Below are 18921 nucleotides of genomic sequence, written 5' to 3' on the forward strand. Positions count from 1 at the left end.
GAGCGAACATATAAAAAGATTCAAAAATTTTACATTTAGAAAATAACTTTCACAAAACGATTAATGAGATGATCGATTTCTTCTTGCTTTGGAATGAGTGCCATCCAGTCATTTGGAATATTTAATTCCTCATAATAAATACCCGCAAGGCCACCTGTAATTGCAGCAATTGTATCCGTATCATTGCCTAAATGCACCGCTTTGAAAATGGCATCATAATAGCTTTCACTATTCAACAAACTCCAATAAACCGCTTCAAGTGTATGAATGACATAACCATTACTTTGAATATCCTCTCGTGATAACGCAGCAATATTCAAGATTCGTTCAAAATGGACCATTTCTTCAGGGTACTCATTCAATTTAATAAGTAGCTGTTCATTTGCACGTGCTAAGCTAGCTTCCAATGACAAGTCGTCCATTAACGCATGCACCATATATGTATAATGGAAACAACAAAGTGTCGAACGAATATGCCCGTGTGTTAATGTTGCATAATCCTTTACATAGCGATCCTCAATTGCACGTCCATAGCTATAAAGGGCAATTGGAAGAATGCGCATAAGAGCACCATTGCCATTGCATTGATCATCGTCTTTTGCTGCTTCAAAAAGTCCCTTTGTTTCCCATCTGCTAATAACTTCTGCAATCGTCATGCCAACATCAAATGCGGGTTCATCATTGTATGACCAGTGTCCACGATAGACCCAATTACAAAAAGCACGTTTTAAATCGGCAATGGATGTATCTTCAATTAAATGCTGTATCGTAATAAGCGTCATCGCACTATCATCCGACCATGTTCCAGCTGGTACATCCCAACATCCATAGCCAATCATGTCATGAATTTCAAAAGAATCTCGCTCCATAAACTCCATCGGTACACCATACGCATCACCGATAATAAATCCCCATAATGCTCGTTTTCGTTTATTCATATGTATGCACCTCCATTCATTACTCAAAAATATTGTATTGAGTATTCCGTTTATTTCTTTTGTGTTCATTTTACCAAAATTAGTATTTCAATACGATGCTTTTGTCAATGAATGATTGAAAATGTCATAATAGGTGTATCGGCAACATTAATGAAAGTTAGGGAGATTTAATATGCATAAAGATAACAACAACTTAGATGTCGTCTATCTTACAAATTCAAATGAACGCTTAAGACATCCTTTTTATAAGAAACAATTCGTTTTTACAGGGGCTCTTTCTACAATGACTCGGTCGGAAGCTGCAAAAAGAGTGAATGCCTACGGGGGAATTTTACAAGGTGCTGTTACAGCAGAAACCGATTTCGTTATACTCGGAAATAAACGTCGTGGTATAAGCACAAAACAGCAAAAAGCAGAACAACTAATTGATCTTGGCATTGATATTCAATTGCTTGTTGAAGATGATTTTCTGTGGTTACTTTCGATGGAAAATTAGTAAAGTTTGCCCAATGCTGTTTTTAAAATAGAAAAAAGCCGATTCTAACTATCCCGAATCGGCTAAATACAGTTATTTCTGTAGGCGTTCTAAATCTTGATAATCTCTAATATACGGACCATCGCTTGCAACAAATGAGTGGTACACTGCCTTAATTGCAAAGCTTTTTTCTAAGCCCATTTCTGCTTTTAATCTTTTTAGCTCGTCATGTAACTCACGATGCTCATTAATAAGTTTTAGCATAATTGTTTTATTATATTTCATAATTATTGATCCTTTTAGTTTATGACTTGAATGATTACAACTTTTAAATAGTTAAATTCCGGGAAGTTATGTGGTACAACAAAATCCTCTGGTAGCTGATGTTGTTCTATAATTTTATATTGTGTATCTGCATCTTTAAACGCTTTATCAATAAATGTTTTAAACTTTTTCATGTCAAAGCTCGCGTTATTCGTTGAAGCAATAATGATACCGTGATCATTTGTAATCGCAAGTGCATCTGTTAATAGCTTCGGATAATCTTTTGCTGTACTGAATGTCATTTTCTTTGTACGTGCAAAACTCGGTGGATCTAGTACGACAACATCAAACTTCAAATCATGACGCTTTGCATAACTAAAGTAATCAAATACATTCATTACCTTAATATCTTGTGATTCATAGTCAATTTCATTCACTGAAAATTGTTCAATTGTTTTAGACAAGCTGCGTTTCGCTAAATCAACACTCGTCGTACCTGATGCGCCACCTAGTGCTGCTGCTACCGAAAAGGCACCTGTATATGAGAATGTATTTAACACCGTTTTATCCATTGAGAATTGATTGCGTAGTGCTTTACGAACATTACGTTGATCTAGGAAAATACCAGTCATCGCCCCGTCGTTTAAATCAACCGCAAAGTTCATGCCATTTTCTAAAACGATTAATGGGAAGTCCCCTTTTTCACCAGATACATAATCATCTTGCTCCACATATTGGCCGTTTGTATTGAAGCGTAATTTTTCATAAATACCGCGCGTATTAAGTGCCTTATTTAATGCTTCATACACTACATCACGGAAAGCATAAATCCCTTCGCTATACCAACTCACCATATAAAACCCATTGAAGAAATCGATTGTTAAACCACCAACGCCATCACCTTCTCCGTTAAATACACGGAAAGCAGTCGTGTCTTCTGATGCAAAAAAATCTGCACGTTTTTCAGCCGCTTCACGAATCTTTTTCGTAAAGAAACGCACATCAATTACTTCTTTTTGTTTGCGGGATAGTACCCAACCAATGCCTTTATTTTGCTCACCATAATAGCCTGTCGCAATATAACCGCCTTGTGCATCGAGTAGTTGTACAATTGTTCCTTCTGCAATCGCCACTTCTGGCATATCAACCGCTTCTTTTAAAATAAGCGGATAACCATTCGTCATTTGCTTAATAAATTTTGGATTTACATATAATTCACGTATCTGTTCCATCGAGTCATCCTCACTGTTTCATAATCTATCTATTATGGCATGTTTTTCAGGGAAAAGCGAAATTGATTCTATTGAAAGTACATATGGCTATTATCATAAAACAGCTATCTTTTTTGTTGTACAAAAAAAGTGTACATCAAAGCGGAAGGACCGTTTTAATTTACACTTTTAACATACTATTTATTTATTATTACCAGCCGCGGTCCTGCATTCGCTCATGTTGTGCTAAACCCCGAATGTCAATTCCTTTCATCGGTGATCCGATTCCACGTGAAACATTATTTATTAATTCATAATCTTGATAATTGGTTGTCGCTTGAACGATAGCAGTGGCAAACTTTTCTGGGTTTTCTGCTTTAAAAATACCCGAACCAACGAATACACCATCCGCTCCTAATTCCATCATCAATGCTGCATCTGCAGGTGTTGATACACCACCAGCTGCAAAGTTCGAAACGGGTAGACGACCTGCTTGTTTAATCGCTAGTAATACTTCATACGGTGCACCTAAATTTTTTGCCTCTGTCATTAGTTCATCATCATTCATCGCAACAACGGCACGAACTTGTGCATTTACTTTTCGCATATGGCGCACTGCTTCGACGATATTCCCTGTACCTGGCTCACCTTTTGTTCGTAGCATTGCTGCACCTTCACCAATTCGGCGTGCTGCCTCGCCTAAATCACGACAGCCACATACAAATGGTACTGTATATTTACTCTTTAATAAATGATACTCCTCATCAGCAGGTGTTAATACTTCACTTTCATCGATAAAGTCAACACCCATTGCCTCCAACATACGTGCTTCAACGATATGACCAATACGCGCTTTTGCCATTACCGGAATAGATACTGCACGCATTACTTCTTCCATAATACGCGGATCTGCCATACGAGCTACCCCACCAGCTGCACGAATATCAGATGGTACACGTTCTAATGCCATAACAGCGACTGCCCCTGCTGCTTCAGCAATTTTCGCTTGCTCTGCGTTCATTACATCCATAATGACACCACCATTTTGGATAAGTGACATCCCTTTTCGCACTACATCTGACCCTAATGAAATTTTCATTTCTCAACATCTCCTTGTGGTTAGTATAGTTTTAGTATAGCTATATTTAACCCTTAATAAATAGCCAATTTACATAAAAATGGAAGGGTCAGATTTTTCAGTTATATCATTTCAACCATTGTTGAGAAGTTAAACTCCCAGAAGATGTCTTATGCAGTGCGGGTACACGATGAGTATTCATATAATATGGAATGAATTAAAAAAGCCCGAAAACCTAAAATGAAAATTAGTTTTCGAGCAGCTTTTATTGAATTAGAAACTTTACTTATTATTTGCCATTGCAAAATCTCGTTTTAGCAACGAATACATATACAGATCATCATATTTGCCACAAGTATATTCGTAACTTCTTAACAAGCCTTCCCTTACAAATCCGTGTCTTTCTACTAACATTTGAGATGCGGTATTTGCTGGTTCAATTAGTGCTTGTATTCTTTGTAGCTGTAATTGATTAAAACCATATGTAATAATTGGTTTTAGTGTTTCACTTGCGATCCCCTGACCCCAATACGTTTGATTTAGTTCAAAACCAATATCAGCCCTCGCATGTTGCGCATCCACATTTAAAAAACCACAGCTTCCGATTACTTCTAGTTGACCCTTTACTGTAATTCCCCAACGAATGCCTGTTTTATTACTCAATATTGATTGGTACCATGAAATTTCATCTATCGCATCTTTTACAGTTTGAAAAGGCTCTAATCCATAATATTTCATCACTTCTTTATCAGATAAATAGTTCAAAATACTTGGCGCGTCTTCTACAGTAATTTCCTTTAAAACTAAGCGCTCTGTTTCAAGCAACGGAAATGTTTGTTCCATTCGTATCAACCCCTTTTAAGTAATATTTTACCACACCCGTTTTATTTACGATTAATGAATCATCAGTTGAATTAGTTGCTGATAATAGGAATGTTTTTGAAGCAATTCACTATGTGTACCTGCACCAGTCACTCGTCCGTCTTCAAATACTAAAATTTGATCGGCATGTGTAATTGTAGACAAGCGGTGAGCAATAATTACCGTTGTACGCCCTATCATCACTTGTTCTAGCGCTTTTTGTACTTCACGTTCTGCATCATTATCTAAATTTGATGTTGCTTCATCTAGTAATAAAATGGCTGGATTTCTTAACAATGCGCGGGCAATGGCAATCCGCTGACGTTGCCCACCGGATAATTTAATACCGCCTTCACCAACTTCTGTTGCTAATCCCTGTTCCAGCTCGTTCACAAAATCCCATGCATTTGCATTTTTTAGCGCTTCCTCAATCTCCCCCTCTGAAACTTGCCCACTGCCATACGTTACATTGTCACGAATCGTCCCATTCATCAAAGGGGATTCCTGTGTTACATAGCCAAACAATCCACGCCATTTTGCTAAATCCATTTGATCAATTGGTTGCTGACCAAATCGAATTTCTCCACCTGTCGTATCATAAAAGCGCTCCATTAATGAAAACATCGTCGTTTTTCCGCCACCACTTGCACTAACAAAAGCCGTCGTTTTACCCATTGGAATTTCAAATGATACTTCCTCAAGGAGTGGCTTCTCATTGTATCCAAAAGCAACACGGTCAAATACGATCGATTCATTATTTTGTACCACGACAGCATTACCACCTGTCTCAATCGGTTGCTGCAAAATCTCCTGCACACGCTCCGTTGCACCCATGGCCTTTTGTAAGGCTGTAAAAAATGTTGCCATTTGTGTAAACGGAATAATAATTTGCACGAGGTAAATCATAATTGCGACAAGTTCACCAGCTGAAATCGCGCCCGTCGATACTTTTGCACCACCATAACCAAATAATAAAATTAACACCACCATCATAATAAGCGTCATTATTGGTGATAACACAGCCATAATACGCGCTTCCTTCAATCCAAATAAATAAAGCTTTTGAATTCTTTGTTCGCCATTTTGTTGCTCAAAGCTTTCTGTTTGTGCAGTTTTTACAAGACGAATATTCGTTAACACACGCCCTAAATGCCCGCTAAACTTTGCCAATTCATCTTGATTCGCCTTTGCAATTTTATTCATGCGTTGACCAAGTGGTAATGATACACCAATTGCTAATGGCACTGCTATTAACATAAGTAACGTCATCTTCCAATCAATCCAAATTAAGATCGCAACTGCACCGACAATCGCAAATAAGCCTGAAACAAAACTAATAAAATGATCTGTTATAAGCGCTTTAATGACATTCGTATCTTGCGTAATACGGCTCATCGTTTCGCCCGATTCATGTGCATCAAAGTAAGGTACTTTTAAACGTAACACATGCCCCCACACCGTACTACGTAAATTCGCAACAATACGCTCGCCCAATTTGCGCATCATATAAAACGTAACACCACCAAGTACCGCTTGAAAAATAAGAAATACACCAACGAGCAAAATAGCTTGCAATGAAAAACCGATAGTTGAAAAGTCATTAATCATGCGCATTGTAATGAGTGGTACACCGAGCCCGATTAATGTTTCAAAAATGCTTAATAGCAGCGTCCCAATCATAAGCCTTTTCAAAAGCTTACTATTTTGCACAAGCTGCCAAATTCCCTTGTAAGAACTATTCATCATCGTAACCCCCATATAATCCTAAACGCTCTGCCTGTTCTAGAAACCACTCCTCTTCATCTTGGGAAAATGGTGAAGGGAATAGCCACTCATCCATTTGTGTAAGATCACTATCCTTTAATGCTTCTGCAATTTCCATAGCTATTTCCTGAGGAATAATCATGGAATACTGTTCAATTAAAGACTGTAAATACTTATCTGGAACTGGCTCTATATAGGCTTGTTTTAGTTGATGTGTTAGCTGAATATATTGGTGATTCATCTCAATTAAATTCATTCCAAAATAATCATAAATTTTATCAACAAGCGCTTCCGGTAAATAAGATTGTAAATATTCCTTCTGCTCCTCTTCCTTCAGCAAATTATGAATGACTGACAAAAATAAAGTTGGCTCAATCGTCTCACTGCGCTCACCAATTGCAATGGCCTGATCTAAATATCCAATGACATTATCAAGTTGCTTTCTCTTTTTCTCTAACTGATTCCGCTGAAACTGTAACGATTCAATTAACCCGATTTCTCCTTTTGAAAATAACACCTCTATATCTTCAAGTGAATAATCCAAATACTTTAACGTCATTATTTTTTGTACTCGTACAATGCTTTCATCGTTATAAAAACGGTGTCCTGCTTCGGTTATATGACAAGGTTCAAGTAGTCCCTTATCCGAGTAAAATCGTAATGCCCGCACTGTTAATCCTGTTTTTTTCGCAAATTGCCCAATCGAATACATAAAATCCACTCCCTTTGCTCCATTATAAAATCTTACGTTACGTTAGATGCAAGTGGAAAGAAAAATCCCACTGAAAAGTAAATATCCACTTTTCAATGGGATTTTGAAGTTATTGTTTAAGTTAGATTATTTATTTCCATCATATAATGCCCTATACACCAATTAAACAAATGGAAAAATTTAGAGCCTTAAAAGTTTTAACTAACGCCAATTATGGACAGTATAAACATAGTCTTTCTTGTAAACCTGTTAAAATATCTGCTGGCATTTCCTTGATATTAATATCCCCACCCAAAAAGAGCAGCCAATTTATTATGTCCGTCAATTCCTCTGAATTATTTACATTAATAAAAGTTTTTACAATGGCTGTCGCTTGATAAGGGTTCGTATAGGAAATTGAAATATTTAGAGGGTGGTATTTTTTGAACTGGGCAATTGCCTTTGGACCGAGTTCAAGGACAAGATTAATTACTTCTTCCTGATTAGTTAGCTTTTCTAAAATCTTTTTCTTACTTATTCTTTTTTTCGTAGCGTATGGTTTAACATTGGTCAAATTGTCGACGGGGAAAATCCTTCTACTTTCATCGTTTAAGTTAAAGCCTTCAATGAACCAAACGCCTTTCTCATGATAGAGATACAAAAGATATATTGGATACGATTTGATTGCCCTATTCTCTTCAATAGTAATCAATAAATAACTATCCAAAAGGAGGATTTGAATAAGTTTTTCCAACATTGGATGTGGCAAGTCGGATAGCTCCAGCAGATCGGGATTAATAGGGTTCGTTCCTTCAAAAAGCAAGATTTGATTTAACAGGACAAGATCATCTTGCTGGTTTTCTGAAATGAGACCTAGTAACTTTTCAGCTAAAGATTGACGACTTTTTAAATATGGAAGTTGTTGATTTCTTGTGGCCATAAAGGCAATAAAAAGGGCTTTAATCTCATTGTCTGTAAAACGAACAGTTGGCAGGACAGAGTTGTTCATGACAAAATAACCGCCATCCCTTCCAACTTCAGCGACAAGTGGCATTCCCATAGCTTCAATTTCTCGAATATCTCGAATAGCTGTCGAACGAGAAATGTTAAAGTCCCGCATGATTTCAGAAATTGTAAAGTGGGCGCGGTTGTTGATATACCGCATGATCGTATTAATTCGTTCAACTTTTTTCATCTTAGTCTCCTAAAAGGTATCATTTTTTGACATGATTTAAAGTTATTATAATCTTATCAAGTGAAAAGAAAAATCATTTGAATAATTTAACAAAGAGGATGGTTTTGAATATGGCAAATTATACGTTAGAAAAGAAAGACGGCTTTACAGTTTTAGGTATTGGGGTTGAACTGAAGAGTGATTACACAGACTTTGCTGGCATAAACAAAGAAAAAAATGATTTTTGGTCAGCGATTGCACAAGATGGACGACTTGATGCTTTAAAAGCGATTGCAACAAATAACTATATTTTTTCCGTGAATGAAGCCGTTAATAATAAAATGATGCATTATGCTGGGGTTATGGCTGAATCATCTATACAAGAAGTATCAAGAATTATTGAATTTCCTACGGGCGAATACCTCGTTGTTAAAGGGGAAGCGAAAACTGCTACTGAATTGAGTAATACACTTACTGGTCTTGCTTTCGGTAAAGCTTTACCAGAAGTAAAGGACTTCGCCTATGTTGGTGGGCCAAATACAGTAGTTGAAATGGGGCAGCGAGACGGCTTAGTATTTGGTGAAATGTGGATTCCTGTTATTAAAAAGTAACTGGAAAAAGGCTCTCTTTTATCCGTTTTCTTTCTTCATTTAGCTTTCCAATTAAAAGAACAGCATCTCATCAAAGTTAGAGATGCTGTTCTTTTTCCCTTGAAATTTTATTAATCTACCTCAAGTATTTTATATACCTTTTTGACTCTTTTTAATTGGGGTGCTGTAAGTTCATTTTCTCTATTTTTTAACACAGCTAAAAATTGTTCTTTATTATCACCTGTTACGGCAATGATGGTACTTTCAGAATGCTGAGGAATTTCCTTTGATCTACATGTTGCTAAATGGGTGAGTAAGAACGGAAAAATCCGCTCATTGTTTTGTTTGTTTACGGATGCTAACTTGCCTAGAGTTAAGACTCCTTTATCAACAGTAATAACTGAGCCGGTTTTCACTGTTGAAAATAAAAGTTCAATATGGTCCATAATAGTCTCAGATGCTACTAGGGCAATGTTACATAATGCGGTCATCGCTCCCCAAACTAAACGATTATTACGACTTTTTAGAAGGTCTATGAAAATTAACGCATACTCACTTATCAGTTCAGGTTTCATTTCTCCAATTTCATATGCTACTTTCATACAATCCTGCTGAATTCCTTTATCCTTATTAAATAAATTTTGAATTACTTCTTCAATACCTTCATGATCATTTTTGTTAACTAATTCATGTGCTAGCTCAATATTCGGTTCTTCATCCCTACGATTAAGCTGTGTTGCTAACTTGTTTATTATCGTTATAACAATCCCTCCTATACCCATTTAATCTTTCAATTTTACTTAATAATTCTCCTTTATTATTTAAAGTAAACTTAATAATATTTCATTTAACTTGATTCAATGGAGGTTCAAACCCCAGCGGATGTCACAGATTTTTTAGGGGTGTTTTTCGAGCGAGCTCGAAAAAATCTTCACTATCAATTAGATTTTATAAGTTTTATTTAAAATTCTCCCTTGTTAAAGTTTTTCTAATATAGTATACTCCTAAATGCAAACTATCATAACGTTAAACCGGTTAATGTTCGTGTTTAACCAAATGTCGCGGAGGAAATAGAAATAATGAACAAGATTTTTAAGTTATTTACGAATATTGCTATCTTACTTTTATTGTTAGTCGGATGTTCAGCTAATGAAGAAAAGTCTACTGAACTAGACAAGCAACAGACAAAAGAACAACCAATTGCTGTTCAAGGAGCAATGGCAGTTGAAGTTTCAGAGTTTTTAAAAGCAATGGGTGATTATAAAGAGGAGAAACACGGTAATTTCTCATTTTATATAGGTGAAATTGAAGGTATTCCGGTTGTAGTATCTCAAACAGAAGTGGGAATGGTTAATGCAGCGGCATCAACTACTTTACTAATTGAAAAATATAATCCTAAAGTAGTAATCAATCAAGGTACAGCTGGTGGACATGATCCGGATATTCACGTATTCGATACAGTAATTGCTACAGAAGTTATCAATATCGGAAGCTTCCGTTCTGAACGTATGGAAGATGGGCAAGGGATGAAACCAGAAAACTGGATTCATATGGCAACAGAACTTAAAAATGAAAATGGAGAGACACAAAACTATTCTTCATTACCAAGTGATCCAAAACTTGTTGAAGCCGCTAAAAATGTAGCTGACAAATATAAACATGGGAACGTTGTAGAGGGAGTTATCGGAAGTGGTGACTGGTGGAATCGAGAAATTGACCGTATTCAGTGGTTCCACGAAAACTTTGGAACTAGCGGTGAAGAAATGGAAGCATTTGCTGTTGCTCAAGTTACTCATTTACTAGATGTTCCATTCCTTTCATTACGAACAATTTCTAACTCTGAAGTAACAGATGACAATATTGAAGACTTAGAAAAAGCTGGTCATTACGGGGCAGAATTTACAATCGATGTTGTAAAGGAAATTGCAAAGTAAATCTAAATTAAACAATACTAAAAAGAGAGTGCCCCGTAAAAAATGGGCACTCTCTTTCATTTAACGATTTTTTTCTATTTCCTCATCTTCTCCCCAACATTCAACTTCTCCAATATTAGGTATGTTTTTCTTATAGAAAATAGGATTTTTTCCTTGTTTACGTTGTTTTAAATAATCATCAATAACCGGTTTGGCCACTTTCCAAAGTAACAGAATAGCAATTAAATTGATGATAGCCATAATGCCCATAAATAGATCTGCTAAATCCCATACAACTTGTACCTTTGCAATTGAGCCAAACATAACAAAGCATACGACAAATATACGGAATACTAATAAACCCATTTTTGACTCTTTAATAAATCGAATATTCGATTCACCATAGTAGTAATTACCAATAACTGTACTGAAGGCAAACATAAATACAATGATTGCTAAGAAACTCCCTGCCCAATCACCTAAGTTTCCAACTAAAGAAGCTTGAGTTAAATTGACTGAAGTAGCGTCAGATTGAAGATATGCATCACCTAGTAATACGATTGCAGCAGTTGCAGTACATACTACTAATGTGTCAATAAATACACCAAGTGCTTGAATCAAACCTTGCTTTACTGGATGGGAAACAGATGCAGTTGCTGCTGCATTCGGTGCAGAACCCATCCCTGCTTCATTGGAGAATAAACCACGTTTAATCCCATTCATAATGGCTGCTCCTATCATTCCGGCAAAAGCTTCTTCCAAACCGAAGGCAGATTTAATAATTAGGACAAACACATTCGGAAGTTCAGAAATATTTAAGACTACAACAATGAGTGCAAGTACAATATACAAAATTGCCATGACCGGAACAACTACTTGTGTAAAGCTTACAATTCTCTTTAACCCACCAAAGACAATAATTGCTGTTAAAACCGCTAGTATTAAACCTACAACAACACGATTTATACCAAAACTATCTTCAAAAGCAATGGAAATCGTATTTGCCTGTACTGCATTAAAAATAAAACCGTAAGTGATTGTAATCGCGATGGCAAAAAGAATACCCATCCATCTTTTATTTAAACCCTTCTCCATATAATAGGCAGGGCCACCACGGAACAATCCAGTATTTTTGTCTTTCACTTTATATACTTGTGCTAATGTACTTTCAATTAATGCAGATGCCGCCCCAATTAGCGCAATCATCCACATCCAAAATATCGCACCAGGACCACCTAGAGCAATTGCCGTCGCAACACCCGCTATATTCCCAGTTCCAATACGAGATGCCGCAGATATTGTAAAGGCTTGGAAAGAAGATATTCCTTTTTTCCCTGACTTATCTGTTGGTGCTGCTTCTGTAATGAGTTTAAACATTTCTGGAATTAATCTAAATTGAATAAACTTTGTTTTAAAGGTTACAAATATACCCGTTCCTACTAACAATATAATTAATACATATGAATATAATAATGTATTTATTTCATTCAATATATTGCCAAACCAATCCATAGATTCACTTCCTTCATTTAAGAGTATCTAGTTGCCATTGAAATAAATTAGTATACATTTACAACAAAATAAATTATAACATGCTAATTATTATATTAACATATTTATCAAATTTTTAACTTACCTCACCTTTTCCGTTGATATGTAGATAAAACGACTCCTCCAACAATAAATAGTGAACCTAATATTTCCGCTCCTGTTATTGGTTTATATAGCAAGATTAATCCCATAACCATTGCTACAAAAGGCTCTAGATTGGATAATATCGAAGCCTTTGAAGCGTCGACATGTCTAATATTATGATTCCAAATTAATGTTGCGATACCATGCACAACAACGGCCGTTCCAATGAGAAATAGCCAATCTGACAGCTGTGTGCTTACATGTAAAGGCTTGTCCAATGTAAAAGCAAAAGGAATAGACACAATGAAACCGACAACATTTGAATATAACGTAATCGTAAGTGGATCTATTCTATGAGAAAGGAGCCTCGTCATAATAATCATAATAGCGAATGTTATCATCGTTAGAACAATCCAAAATAGACCTTTATCAATATGCAAAGAAGATATATCTCCTTTTGCTACAACGAAATAAATACCGAGGAGTGCTACAATGGATCCCAAAAACATACGAATCGTTAATTTTTCTTTCAAGAAAATAGCTGCTAATACACCCGTTAAAATGGGAGTAGTTGCCAAAATTAATGCAGAAGTTGTTGGATCAGCTGTTTGTAACCCCACAAAAAAAGACCATTGATTAATAAAAACACCAATAACCCCTAGTAAAATAACGATGAGTAAATCCGATTTATTCACTCGTTTAAAGTGTTTTTTATATAATGATATTCCCATTAAAAATAGTACAATAAATAGCAGTCTAAGCATCGTTAATAACGTTGGAGAAAAGTCTTGTACTAACATCTTCCCAAATACAAAGTTGCTTCCCCATACCATCACACAAACTGTTAGCCAAGCATATGCTTTGAACATATTGATCACCCTCTCTACACCAAATGCTAACTGTCCTATTCTATACTTACTCGGGTTTATAGTATACATTTTTGATTGGATGTGTGAACTATATTTAACAAGTTTATCCCTTTTTACAAAGAGATAAACCGATTAAAAATACTCCACAAACTTGTAATATAGTTGTCCCTTACTTGTCGAATTGCAGTTTTAATATTCGATTAAACACAAAAAAAGAATAGGACATACTCACATCCTATTCCTCCATATCAATTACGCCTCGGCGTAATTGCGTCCAGATTTTTTCGAGCTCGCTCGAAAAACTTCCCTTAAAAATCTGTGACATCCGCCGGGGCTTAACTTGATTCTGCTGAATCAAGTTAAATTATTCTTTTGTAAACTTCGGTAAATAAATCATCGCTTTGAATAAATCGCCATCAACTTGAACGATGAACTTGCCGCGCTGAATATTAATTAGGCTTTCGGCAATCGATAACCCTAACCCGCTACCTTGGCTCGTTCTTGATTCATCTCCGCGCGTAAAGCGTTCCATTAGCTCATCCGCTGAAATATTTAATTCATATGCTGAAATGTTTTTAAAGGTTACACTTATTTCATTTTCTAAATCTTCTACATCAATATACACCCTTGATGCAGGCTGTGCGTATTTAAAAATATTCGAGAATAAATTTTCGATAGAGCGCCATAGCAGTTTGCCATCAGCCTCCACATACACCTTTTCTGTTGGGTGAGCTAACTTAAAATCTAATGCCGACGCTTCAATTTTTTCATCCATCTCTCCTATGCCTTGCGTTAATAATGATACGATATCAATTCGTTCTAACTGAACAGGCATACTACCACTTGAAGCTTTCGCCGCTTCGAATAAATCATCCGTTAAACTTTTAAGTCTTTTCGATTTTTGATCTAACACATCGATATACTCAGCAATTTTTTCAGGATTATTTTCGATTTTTAATAAATCGACATACGTAATAATGGACGTCAATGGTGTTCTGATATCATGAGAAACATTTGTAATGAGCTCTGTTTTTAAACGCTCGCTCTTAATCCCACTATCCACTGACTTATTTAATCCCTCGGTAATACGATTAATATTCGTTGCAAGCCCGCTAAACTCACCTTTACCACCCACTTCAATTCGGTGATGAAGCTCGCCATTTTTAATTTGCTCTACGCCTTCTTTAATGCGGTTAAACGACTTCACTTTCTTTAGTGCAAGCCAAGCTGCAAGACCAATCGTAATTGGGAAAATGAAAAATGTTGCCGCAACTAATACTGGATAGCCGATGACAAGCAGTACAACTTTCACACCAGTACTCCCACTATCAAAGACATGTTTTACAGCAAGAAATGCCTTTTTAAGCAGTTGATAAATGAGTGTATGTGAAAGTATTGATCTATTTTTGATATGCTTAACGAGTGATAAAATCAGCAGTAAGGCTATGCTAAAAATAGGTACTGTAAGAAGCATATATATATCGTGGAACCCTTCAATAACTAACGCGATCGACATCGAAACTAAACTAATGACGATTACAATATTGAGATCATTATATAGTTTATCCATAACATTCAAATGAACTTCTTTATCTTTAAATGATGTTCTGCCAATCACTATAATTAAATAAACAAAAGTTAAAATTAATCCTGCTACATATACAAGGAATTCATTAAGTAAGCGTTTAGAAATTGCTTTATTACTTTCCCACTCTTGTATTTTTTGTTGTAAGTAAGGTTCTTTATACGCCATGTAAATGACATCTGTTTGTGGATTCAGCCTATCAATTTCATGCGTAAAGTAATCAAAATATCGACTTTCTTTCGCTTCATTTGGGACCATCTTTTGTTGATAATCCTCAAATAGCATATACGTATTATACGCCTCAAATTGTTCTTTCTTATTAAATCCACTATTAGAAAATACTTGCTCACCGTTACTCGCATAATAGATGATCCCTTTATTTGCTTCTAAAGTGCTGAGTAACCGGTAAAATTCCCTTACCTGCTCTCTCATGCTTTCGTCTTTTTTACGATTGATGTCATCAGCATATATTTCTTTAAATATGCGATGATTTTCCTTTTCACTCAAATTGTCATTATATTCGTATGGATAACTTAAATTCATTACTAAATTTCTTTCAATTTCTCTAATCTCTTCTTCAGTTAGTGTCTTACCACTTAAAATATGTTCTTCACTTTTATATTTACCGATTAATTGCGCTAAAGGGGAAATTATACCGTAACTCTCATCCGCAAATGCTCGGCTTTCAAAATAATTATCTTGATTAATACTACTAAGATGAACCTCATTTACTTCCATATTAACAATCGTCTTCACTGTCCCCGTTATACAAACGACCGCAAGTAAAAACACAATCACTTTCGTAATAAGCGCATGACTAATATTTCTCAATTTTATACCCCACTCCCCACACAACTTTTAAATATTTTGGCTCTTTCGGATTAATTTCAATTTTTTCACGAATTTTACGAATGTGAACCGCCACTGTATTTTCTGGATTAACAGCCCTTTCATTCCATACCCTTTCGTAAATTTCTTCAATTGTGAATACTCTCCCCGCATTTGCTGTGAGAAGCTTTACGATTTTATACTGCACTGGTGTTAAATGAACTTCAGCATGATCAACGGAAATGACCTTTTGTTCATCATCAATCGTAAGCCCTCCCGTTTGAAATACGTGATTACTCACCTCAAGACTGCCAAATGTCGTATACCGTCTTAGCTGCGATTTCACTCTGGCCATCAGTTCCAATGGATTAAACGGCTTGGCCATATAATCATCTGCCCCAATATTTAACCCGAGTATCTTATCATGATCCTCCGACTTAGCAGAAAGCATAATTAACGGAATCATATTTTCTTGCCGAATTTTCATCGTCGCCGTAATCCCGTCCATTTTTGGCATCATAATATCCATAATAATGAGGTGAATCACATGTTCTTGAACAAGCTCAATTGCCTCAATCCCGTCGTACGCTTTGAATACTTGATATCCTTCATTTTCTAAATAAATGCTAATCGCTCTTACAATTTCTTTATCATCATCACAAATCAAAATGTTCAATTCCATTCACTCCTCCAACTCTTTAGGTTCCCGCAATCACCCCTATAGGATTCGTATAAGGTTATGATACTAATTAAATCTTAACAAACACACACATTAATTCTTAAGACTTTCTTAGTGTTTTGCCCATTTTAATGGGAAGAGACACATAAAAAAGGCTTGTCATAAGTATAGAACACTTACAACAAGCCTAAATCATTTATATATTTTATTGCCGTAAATTACAATTTAAATTGCTGCACGGCCATTTCCAATTCACTTGACATTCGAGCTAACTCTTGAGAAACTGCTGAAACCTCTTCCATTGAAGCACTCATTTCTTCAGAAGATGCCGCGACGTTTTGTGAATAATTATTTACTTCTATACTCGTCTTTGAAACTTTTTCTATGTGAACTACTACTTCAGCTATATGATTTTTCATGTTTTCCATTGCTATGCTAGCCTCAGTAATTTTTGTTGTACCCGCGAGAATGGAATCTTTAATTTCTCCAAACGCTTTCCCGCTTTCATTCACAAGCTTCATACCTTCTTTTGCTGAATTTACCCCTAGATTGACAAGGCCCATTGAATCTTCAATACCTTTTCCGATATCTTGAATAATTTCATTGATTTGCAATGCGGAGTTGCTAGATTGCTCGGCAAGTTTTCGAACTTCATCTGCTACTACTGCAAATCCTTTTCCATGTTCACCCGCTCTTGCCGCTTCAATTGCAGCATTCAAAGCTAGTAAATTCGTTTGCTCTGAAATAGACTGTATCATCAAGCTAATTTGTCTAACTTCATTGGATTTTTCGTTTAACATGCTAATTTTTTCAGCAGATGAGCTCACATTTTTATCAATTTCACTCATCTGATTTACCGTTTGTTCAACGACATCACTACCTTGCTTGGCCGTTTCCGTTGAATAATGAATCGAATCTTTTACGTTGCCCATACTCACTGTCACATCATCTACATGCTTAATCACTTCATTGATAATACCTACTGCGTTTTTCATAGCGGCATCCTGTTCATCCGCTCCAGTAGCAACAAGTTGAATCGATTCAGATATTTCATTAGAAGCTGTTTGATTTTGGATTGAAGATGCTGCCAGCTCTTCGGATGTAGCGGATAATTGTTGAGATTCATGCGCAATTTTTTGCATCGTTTCTTTTAAACTGTTTGACATCGTATTGAAATTCTTGCCCATATCCCCAATTTCATCATTTACCTTTACCGTGACTTGTTGAGTTAAATCACCTTTAGACATCGCTAAAGATACATCACTAATACTATTAATTCTCTTCGTTATACGTAAACTCATAATAATAGAAGCGATTACAGCAAGAATGGCAATAACTCCACCTATTACGAAAAGCATTGTTCGTATGAAAGTCGCTGTACTTAATATTTCAGCTTTCTTGATGACAGCAATATACTTCCACCCTTCAATTTCAGAAGAAATTGTATTTAACATATAGTCTTCGCCATCTAATTCAGTTTCAAATAAGCCATCTTCCTCGAAAAAATCTAATGATGGGATATTTAATGAAGAAATTGGTTGGAAATTCAATTCAGAATTTTTTGGATGTGCAAGGATTGTTCCATCTTCTTGTGCAAGAATTACATAACCATCTTTACCTATATTGATTTCCTTAATTATATCTGTTAAGCCATCCAAACTTACATCTAAACCTAACACACCAGTTTGTTTTCCATCTTTTTCAATTGAAACGACATTACTTACGATAATTCCCTCTATCCCCGTTGCTGCATAGGCACTTGTTAATTTTACTTTCCCTGGTTCTTCAATACCTGCGCTGTACCAAGGGCGGTCTCGAGGATCAAAACCAGCTGGCACGGGACCTTCTGGATATTGGACATAGCCACCATCCGATGTACCCATATAAATATAAGGAGCTTTAGGATGACTATCACTAAAACGAGAAAACACATCGAAAATAGCTTTCTCCTTCTCCCCATTTGCTGAAGGGGTCATATCGATTGAACCTTCTCCTGCAATATCTTTATAGGAAGTAATCGTTGAATCGGCATCTACAACGAAACGGTCATTCGCCAATAAATTAACATTTTCCCTAATCGTTTCAAAATAGAGCGCAATTCCATTGTCCACCTGTTTAATTTCTTTCTCGCTGAAACTAATGTAATCATCCTTAGTTTTTTCGCTAACTATTTTATTAACTGTAACGCCAATAAGAACTATCGGTACTAATGATAGTAATAAAGAGAGAACTAATAATTTTGCCTTGAACGAAAATCTTTTCTTATCCATTTCTACAATCCTCTCCTTTTAATTAATAGTAGCTTAAGCTTAGACTGCTATTGCTTTAAAGCTTTTAAATCGGTAATTTTTAGAATCTCTTAATTC

Annotated in this window: 17 protein-coding genes; 3 read left to right on the forward strand and 14 right to left on the reverse strand. The window is 35.9% G+C overall.

From position 1 onward, the window contains the following. Positions 1 to 35: 35 nt before the first annotated feature. Entirely contained in the window at positions 36 to 938 is a 903-nt protein-coding gene (locus ACQKIH_RS10740) for an ADP-ribosylglycohydrolase family protein (protein ID WP_057986413.1), read from the reverse strand. Positions 939 to 1110: 172 nt separating this feature from the next. On the opposite strand from ACQKIH_RS10740, the gene ACQKIH_RS10745 reads away from it, so the two are divergent. Further along, positions 1111 to 1434, forward strand: a complete 324-nt coding sequence (locus ACQKIH_RS10745) for a BRCT domain-containing protein (protein ID WP_427765813.1) — start codon at positions 1111 to 1113, stop codon at positions 1432 to 1434. Positions 1435 to 1506: 72 nt separating this feature from the next. On the opposite strand, the gene ACQKIH_RS10750 is transcribed toward ACQKIH_RS10745, so the two are convergent. The 7 genes from ACQKIH_RS10750 to ACQKIH_RS10780 form a co-directional block, all read right to left on the reverse strand. Beyond that, on the reverse strand, positions 1507 to 1677 hold the full coding sequence (locus tag ACQKIH_RS10750; RefSeq protein ID WP_427765816.1) for a hypothetical protein: 171 nt from the start codon (positions 1675 to 1677) through the stop codon (positions 1507 to 1509). Between the two features lie 35 nt (positions 1678 to 1712). Next, positions 1713 to 2909 carry a class I SAM-dependent rRNA methyltransferase gene (locus tag ACQKIH_RS10755; protein ID WP_057986421.1) on the reverse strand — a complete coding sequence of 399 codons (1197 nt, stop codon included), beginning with the start codon at positions 2907 to 2909 and terminating at the stop codon, positions 1713 to 1715. A gap of 190 nt (positions 2910 to 3099) precedes the next feature. Further along, complete coding sequence (gene pdxS, locus ACQKIH_RS10760; protein WP_057986423.1) at positions 3100 to 3987, reverse strand: pyridoxal 5'-phosphate synthase lyase subunit PdxS; 888 nt, start codon at positions 3985 to 3987, stop codon at positions 3100 to 3102. 261 nt (positions 3988 to 4248) lie between these two features. Continuing rightward, positions 4249 to 4809, reverse strand: a complete 561-nt coding sequence (locus tag ACQKIH_RS10765) for a GNAT family N-acetyltransferase (protein WP_427765819.1) — start codon at positions 4807 to 4809, stop codon at positions 4249 to 4251. 51 nt (positions 4810 to 4860) lie between these two features. Beyond that, complete coding sequence (locus ACQKIH_RS10770; protein WP_427765821.1) at positions 4861 to 6570, reverse strand: ABC transporter ATP-binding protein; 1710 nt, start codon at positions 6568 to 6570, stop codon at positions 4861 to 4863. After that, entirely contained in the window at positions 6563 to 7303 is a 741-nt protein-coding gene (locus ACQKIH_RS10775; protein WP_427765918.1) for a MerR family transcriptional regulator, read from the reverse strand. Before ACQKIH_RS10775 ends, ACQKIH_RS10770 begins: the two co-directional genes overlap by 8 nt. Before the next feature lie 211 nt (positions 7304 to 7514). Then, positions 7515 to 8477, reverse strand: a complete 963-nt coding sequence (locus ACQKIH_RS10780) for a helix-turn-helix transcriptional regulator (protein ID WP_427765824.1) — start codon at positions 8475 to 8477, stop codon at positions 7515 to 7517. 110 nt (positions 8478 to 8587) lie between these two features. Here ACQKIH_RS10780 and ACQKIH_RS10785 point away from each other — a divergent pair, with 110 nt between their 5' ends. Further along, on the forward strand, positions 8588 to 9067 hold the full coding sequence (locus ACQKIH_RS10785; protein WP_057986434.1) for a GyrI-like domain-containing protein: 480 nt from the start codon (positions 8588 to 8590) through the stop codon (positions 9065 to 9067). Positions 9068 to 9177: 110 nt separating this feature from the next. Here ACQKIH_RS10785 and ACQKIH_RS10790 read toward each other — a convergent pair whose 3' ends face one another. After that, on the reverse strand, positions 9178 to 9828 hold the full coding sequence (locus ACQKIH_RS10790; RefSeq protein WP_427765828.1) for a hypothetical protein: 651 nt from the start codon (positions 9826 to 9828) through the stop codon (positions 9178 to 9180). A gap of 297 nt (positions 9829 to 10125) precedes the next feature. Here ACQKIH_RS10790 and ACQKIH_RS10795 point away from each other — a divergent pair, with 297 nt between their 5' ends. Further along, entirely contained in the window at positions 10126 to 10980 is an 855-nt protein-coding gene (locus ACQKIH_RS10795; protein ID WP_427765831.1) for a 5'-methylthioadenosine/S-adenosylhomocysteine nucleosidase, read from the forward strand. 60 nt (positions 10981 to 11040) lie between these two features. On the opposite strand, the gene ACQKIH_RS10800 is transcribed toward ACQKIH_RS10795, so the two are convergent. From ACQKIH_RS10800 to ACQKIH_RS10820, 5 genes are all read right to left on the reverse strand, one after another. Next, positions 11041 to 12471, reverse strand: coding sequence for an alanine/glycine:cation symporter family protein (locus tag ACQKIH_RS10800; RefSeq protein ID WP_057986449.1), 1431 nt, complete (start codon positions 12469 to 12471; stop codon positions 11041 to 11043). Positions 12472 to 12596: 125 nt separating this feature from the next. Next, on the reverse strand, positions 12597 to 13463 hold the full coding sequence (locus tag ACQKIH_RS10805; RefSeq protein ID WP_427765835.1) for a DMT family transporter: 867 nt from the start codon (positions 13461 to 13463) through the stop codon (positions 12597 to 12599). A gap of 364 nt (positions 13464 to 13827) precedes the next feature. Further along, the gene (locus ACQKIH_RS10810; protein WP_427765838.1) at positions 13828 to 15879 is read right to left on the reverse strand and encodes a HAMP domain-containing sensor histidine kinase; all 2052 of its coding nucleotides are present in this window, start codon (positions 15877 to 15879) and stop codon (positions 13828 to 13830) included. After that, positions 15866 to 16552, reverse strand: a complete 687-nt coding sequence (locus tag ACQKIH_RS10815; protein WP_427765841.1) for a response regulator transcription factor — start codon at positions 16550 to 16552, stop codon at positions 15866 to 15868. The genes ACQKIH_RS10810 and ACQKIH_RS10815 overlap by 14 nt, the downstream gene beginning before the upstream one ends. A gap of 221 nt (positions 16553 to 16773) precedes the next feature. Further along, positions 16774 to 18825 carry a methyl-accepting chemotaxis protein gene (locus ACQKIH_RS10820; RefSeq protein ID WP_427765843.1) on the reverse strand — a complete coding sequence of 684 codons (2052 nt, stop codon included), beginning with the start codon at positions 18823 to 18825 and terminating at the stop codon, positions 16774 to 16776. Positions 18826 to 18921 lie beyond the last annotated feature (96 nt).

This window comes from Solibacillus cecembensis (genome assembly GCF_050272495.1).
GTDB lineage: Bacteria > Bacillota > Bacilli > Bacillales_A > Planococcaceae > Solibacillus > Solibacillus cecembensis.

Excerpts from the sequence above, each read along its gene's own strand:
- ACQKIH_RS10740 (WP_057986413.1), bottom strand. The coding sequence starts at position 938 with ATGAATAAACGAAAACGAGCATTATGGGGATTTATTATCGGTGATGCG.
- ACQKIH_RS10745 (WP_427765813.1), top strand. The coding sequence starts at position 1,111 with ATGCATAAAGATAACAACAACTTAGATGTCGTCTATCTTACAAATTCA.
- ACQKIH_RS10750 (WP_427765816.1), bottom strand. The coding sequence starts at position 1,677 with ATGCTAAAACTTATTAATGAGCATCGTGAGTTACATGACGAGCTAAAA.
- ACQKIH_RS10755 (WP_057986421.1), bottom strand. The coding sequence starts at position 2,909 with ATGGAACAGATACGTGAATTATATGTAAATCCAAAATTTATTAAGCAA.
- pdxS (WP_057986423.1), bottom strand. The coding sequence starts at position 3,987 with ATGAAAATTTCATTAGGGTCAGATGTAGTGCGAAAAGGGATGTCACTT.
- ACQKIH_RS10765 (WP_427765819.1), bottom strand. The coding sequence starts at position 4,809 with ATGGAACAAACATTTCCGTTGCTTGAAACAGAGCGCTTAGTTTTAAAG.
- ACQKIH_RS10770 (WP_427765821.1), bottom strand. The coding sequence starts at position 6,570 with ATGAATAGTTCTTACAAGGGAATTTGGCAGCTTGTGCAAAATAGTAAG.
- ACQKIH_RS10775 (WP_427765918.1), bottom strand. The coding sequence starts at position 7,303 with ATGTATTCGATTGGGCAATTTGCGAAAAAAACAGGATTAACAGTGCGG.
- ACQKIH_RS10780 (WP_427765824.1), bottom strand. The coding sequence starts at position 8,477 with ATGAAAAAAGTTGAACGAATTAATACGATCATGCGGTATATCAACAAC.
- ACQKIH_RS10785 (WP_057986434.1), top strand. The coding sequence starts at position 8,588 with ATGGCAAATTATACGTTAGAAAAGAAAGACGGCTTTACAGTTTTAGGT.
- ACQKIH_RS10790 (WP_427765828.1), bottom strand. The coding sequence starts at position 9,828 with ATGGGTATAGGAGGGATTGTTATAACGATAATAAACAAGTTAGCAACA.
- ACQKIH_RS10795 (WP_427765831.1), top strand. The coding sequence starts at position 10,126 with ATGAACAAGATTTTTAAGTTATTTACGAATATTGCTATCTTACTTTTA.
- ACQKIH_RS10800 (WP_057986449.1), bottom strand. The coding sequence starts at position 12,471 with ATGGATTGGTTTGGCAATATATTGAATGAAATAAATACATTATTATAT.
- ACQKIH_RS10805 (WP_427765835.1), bottom strand. The coding sequence starts at position 13,463 with ATGTTCAAAGCATATGCTTGGCTAACAGTTTGTGTGATGGTATGGGGA.
- ACQKIH_RS10820 (WP_427765843.1), bottom strand. The coding sequence starts at position 18,825 with ATGGATAAGAAAAGATTTTCGTTCAAGGCAAAATTATTAGTTCTCTCT.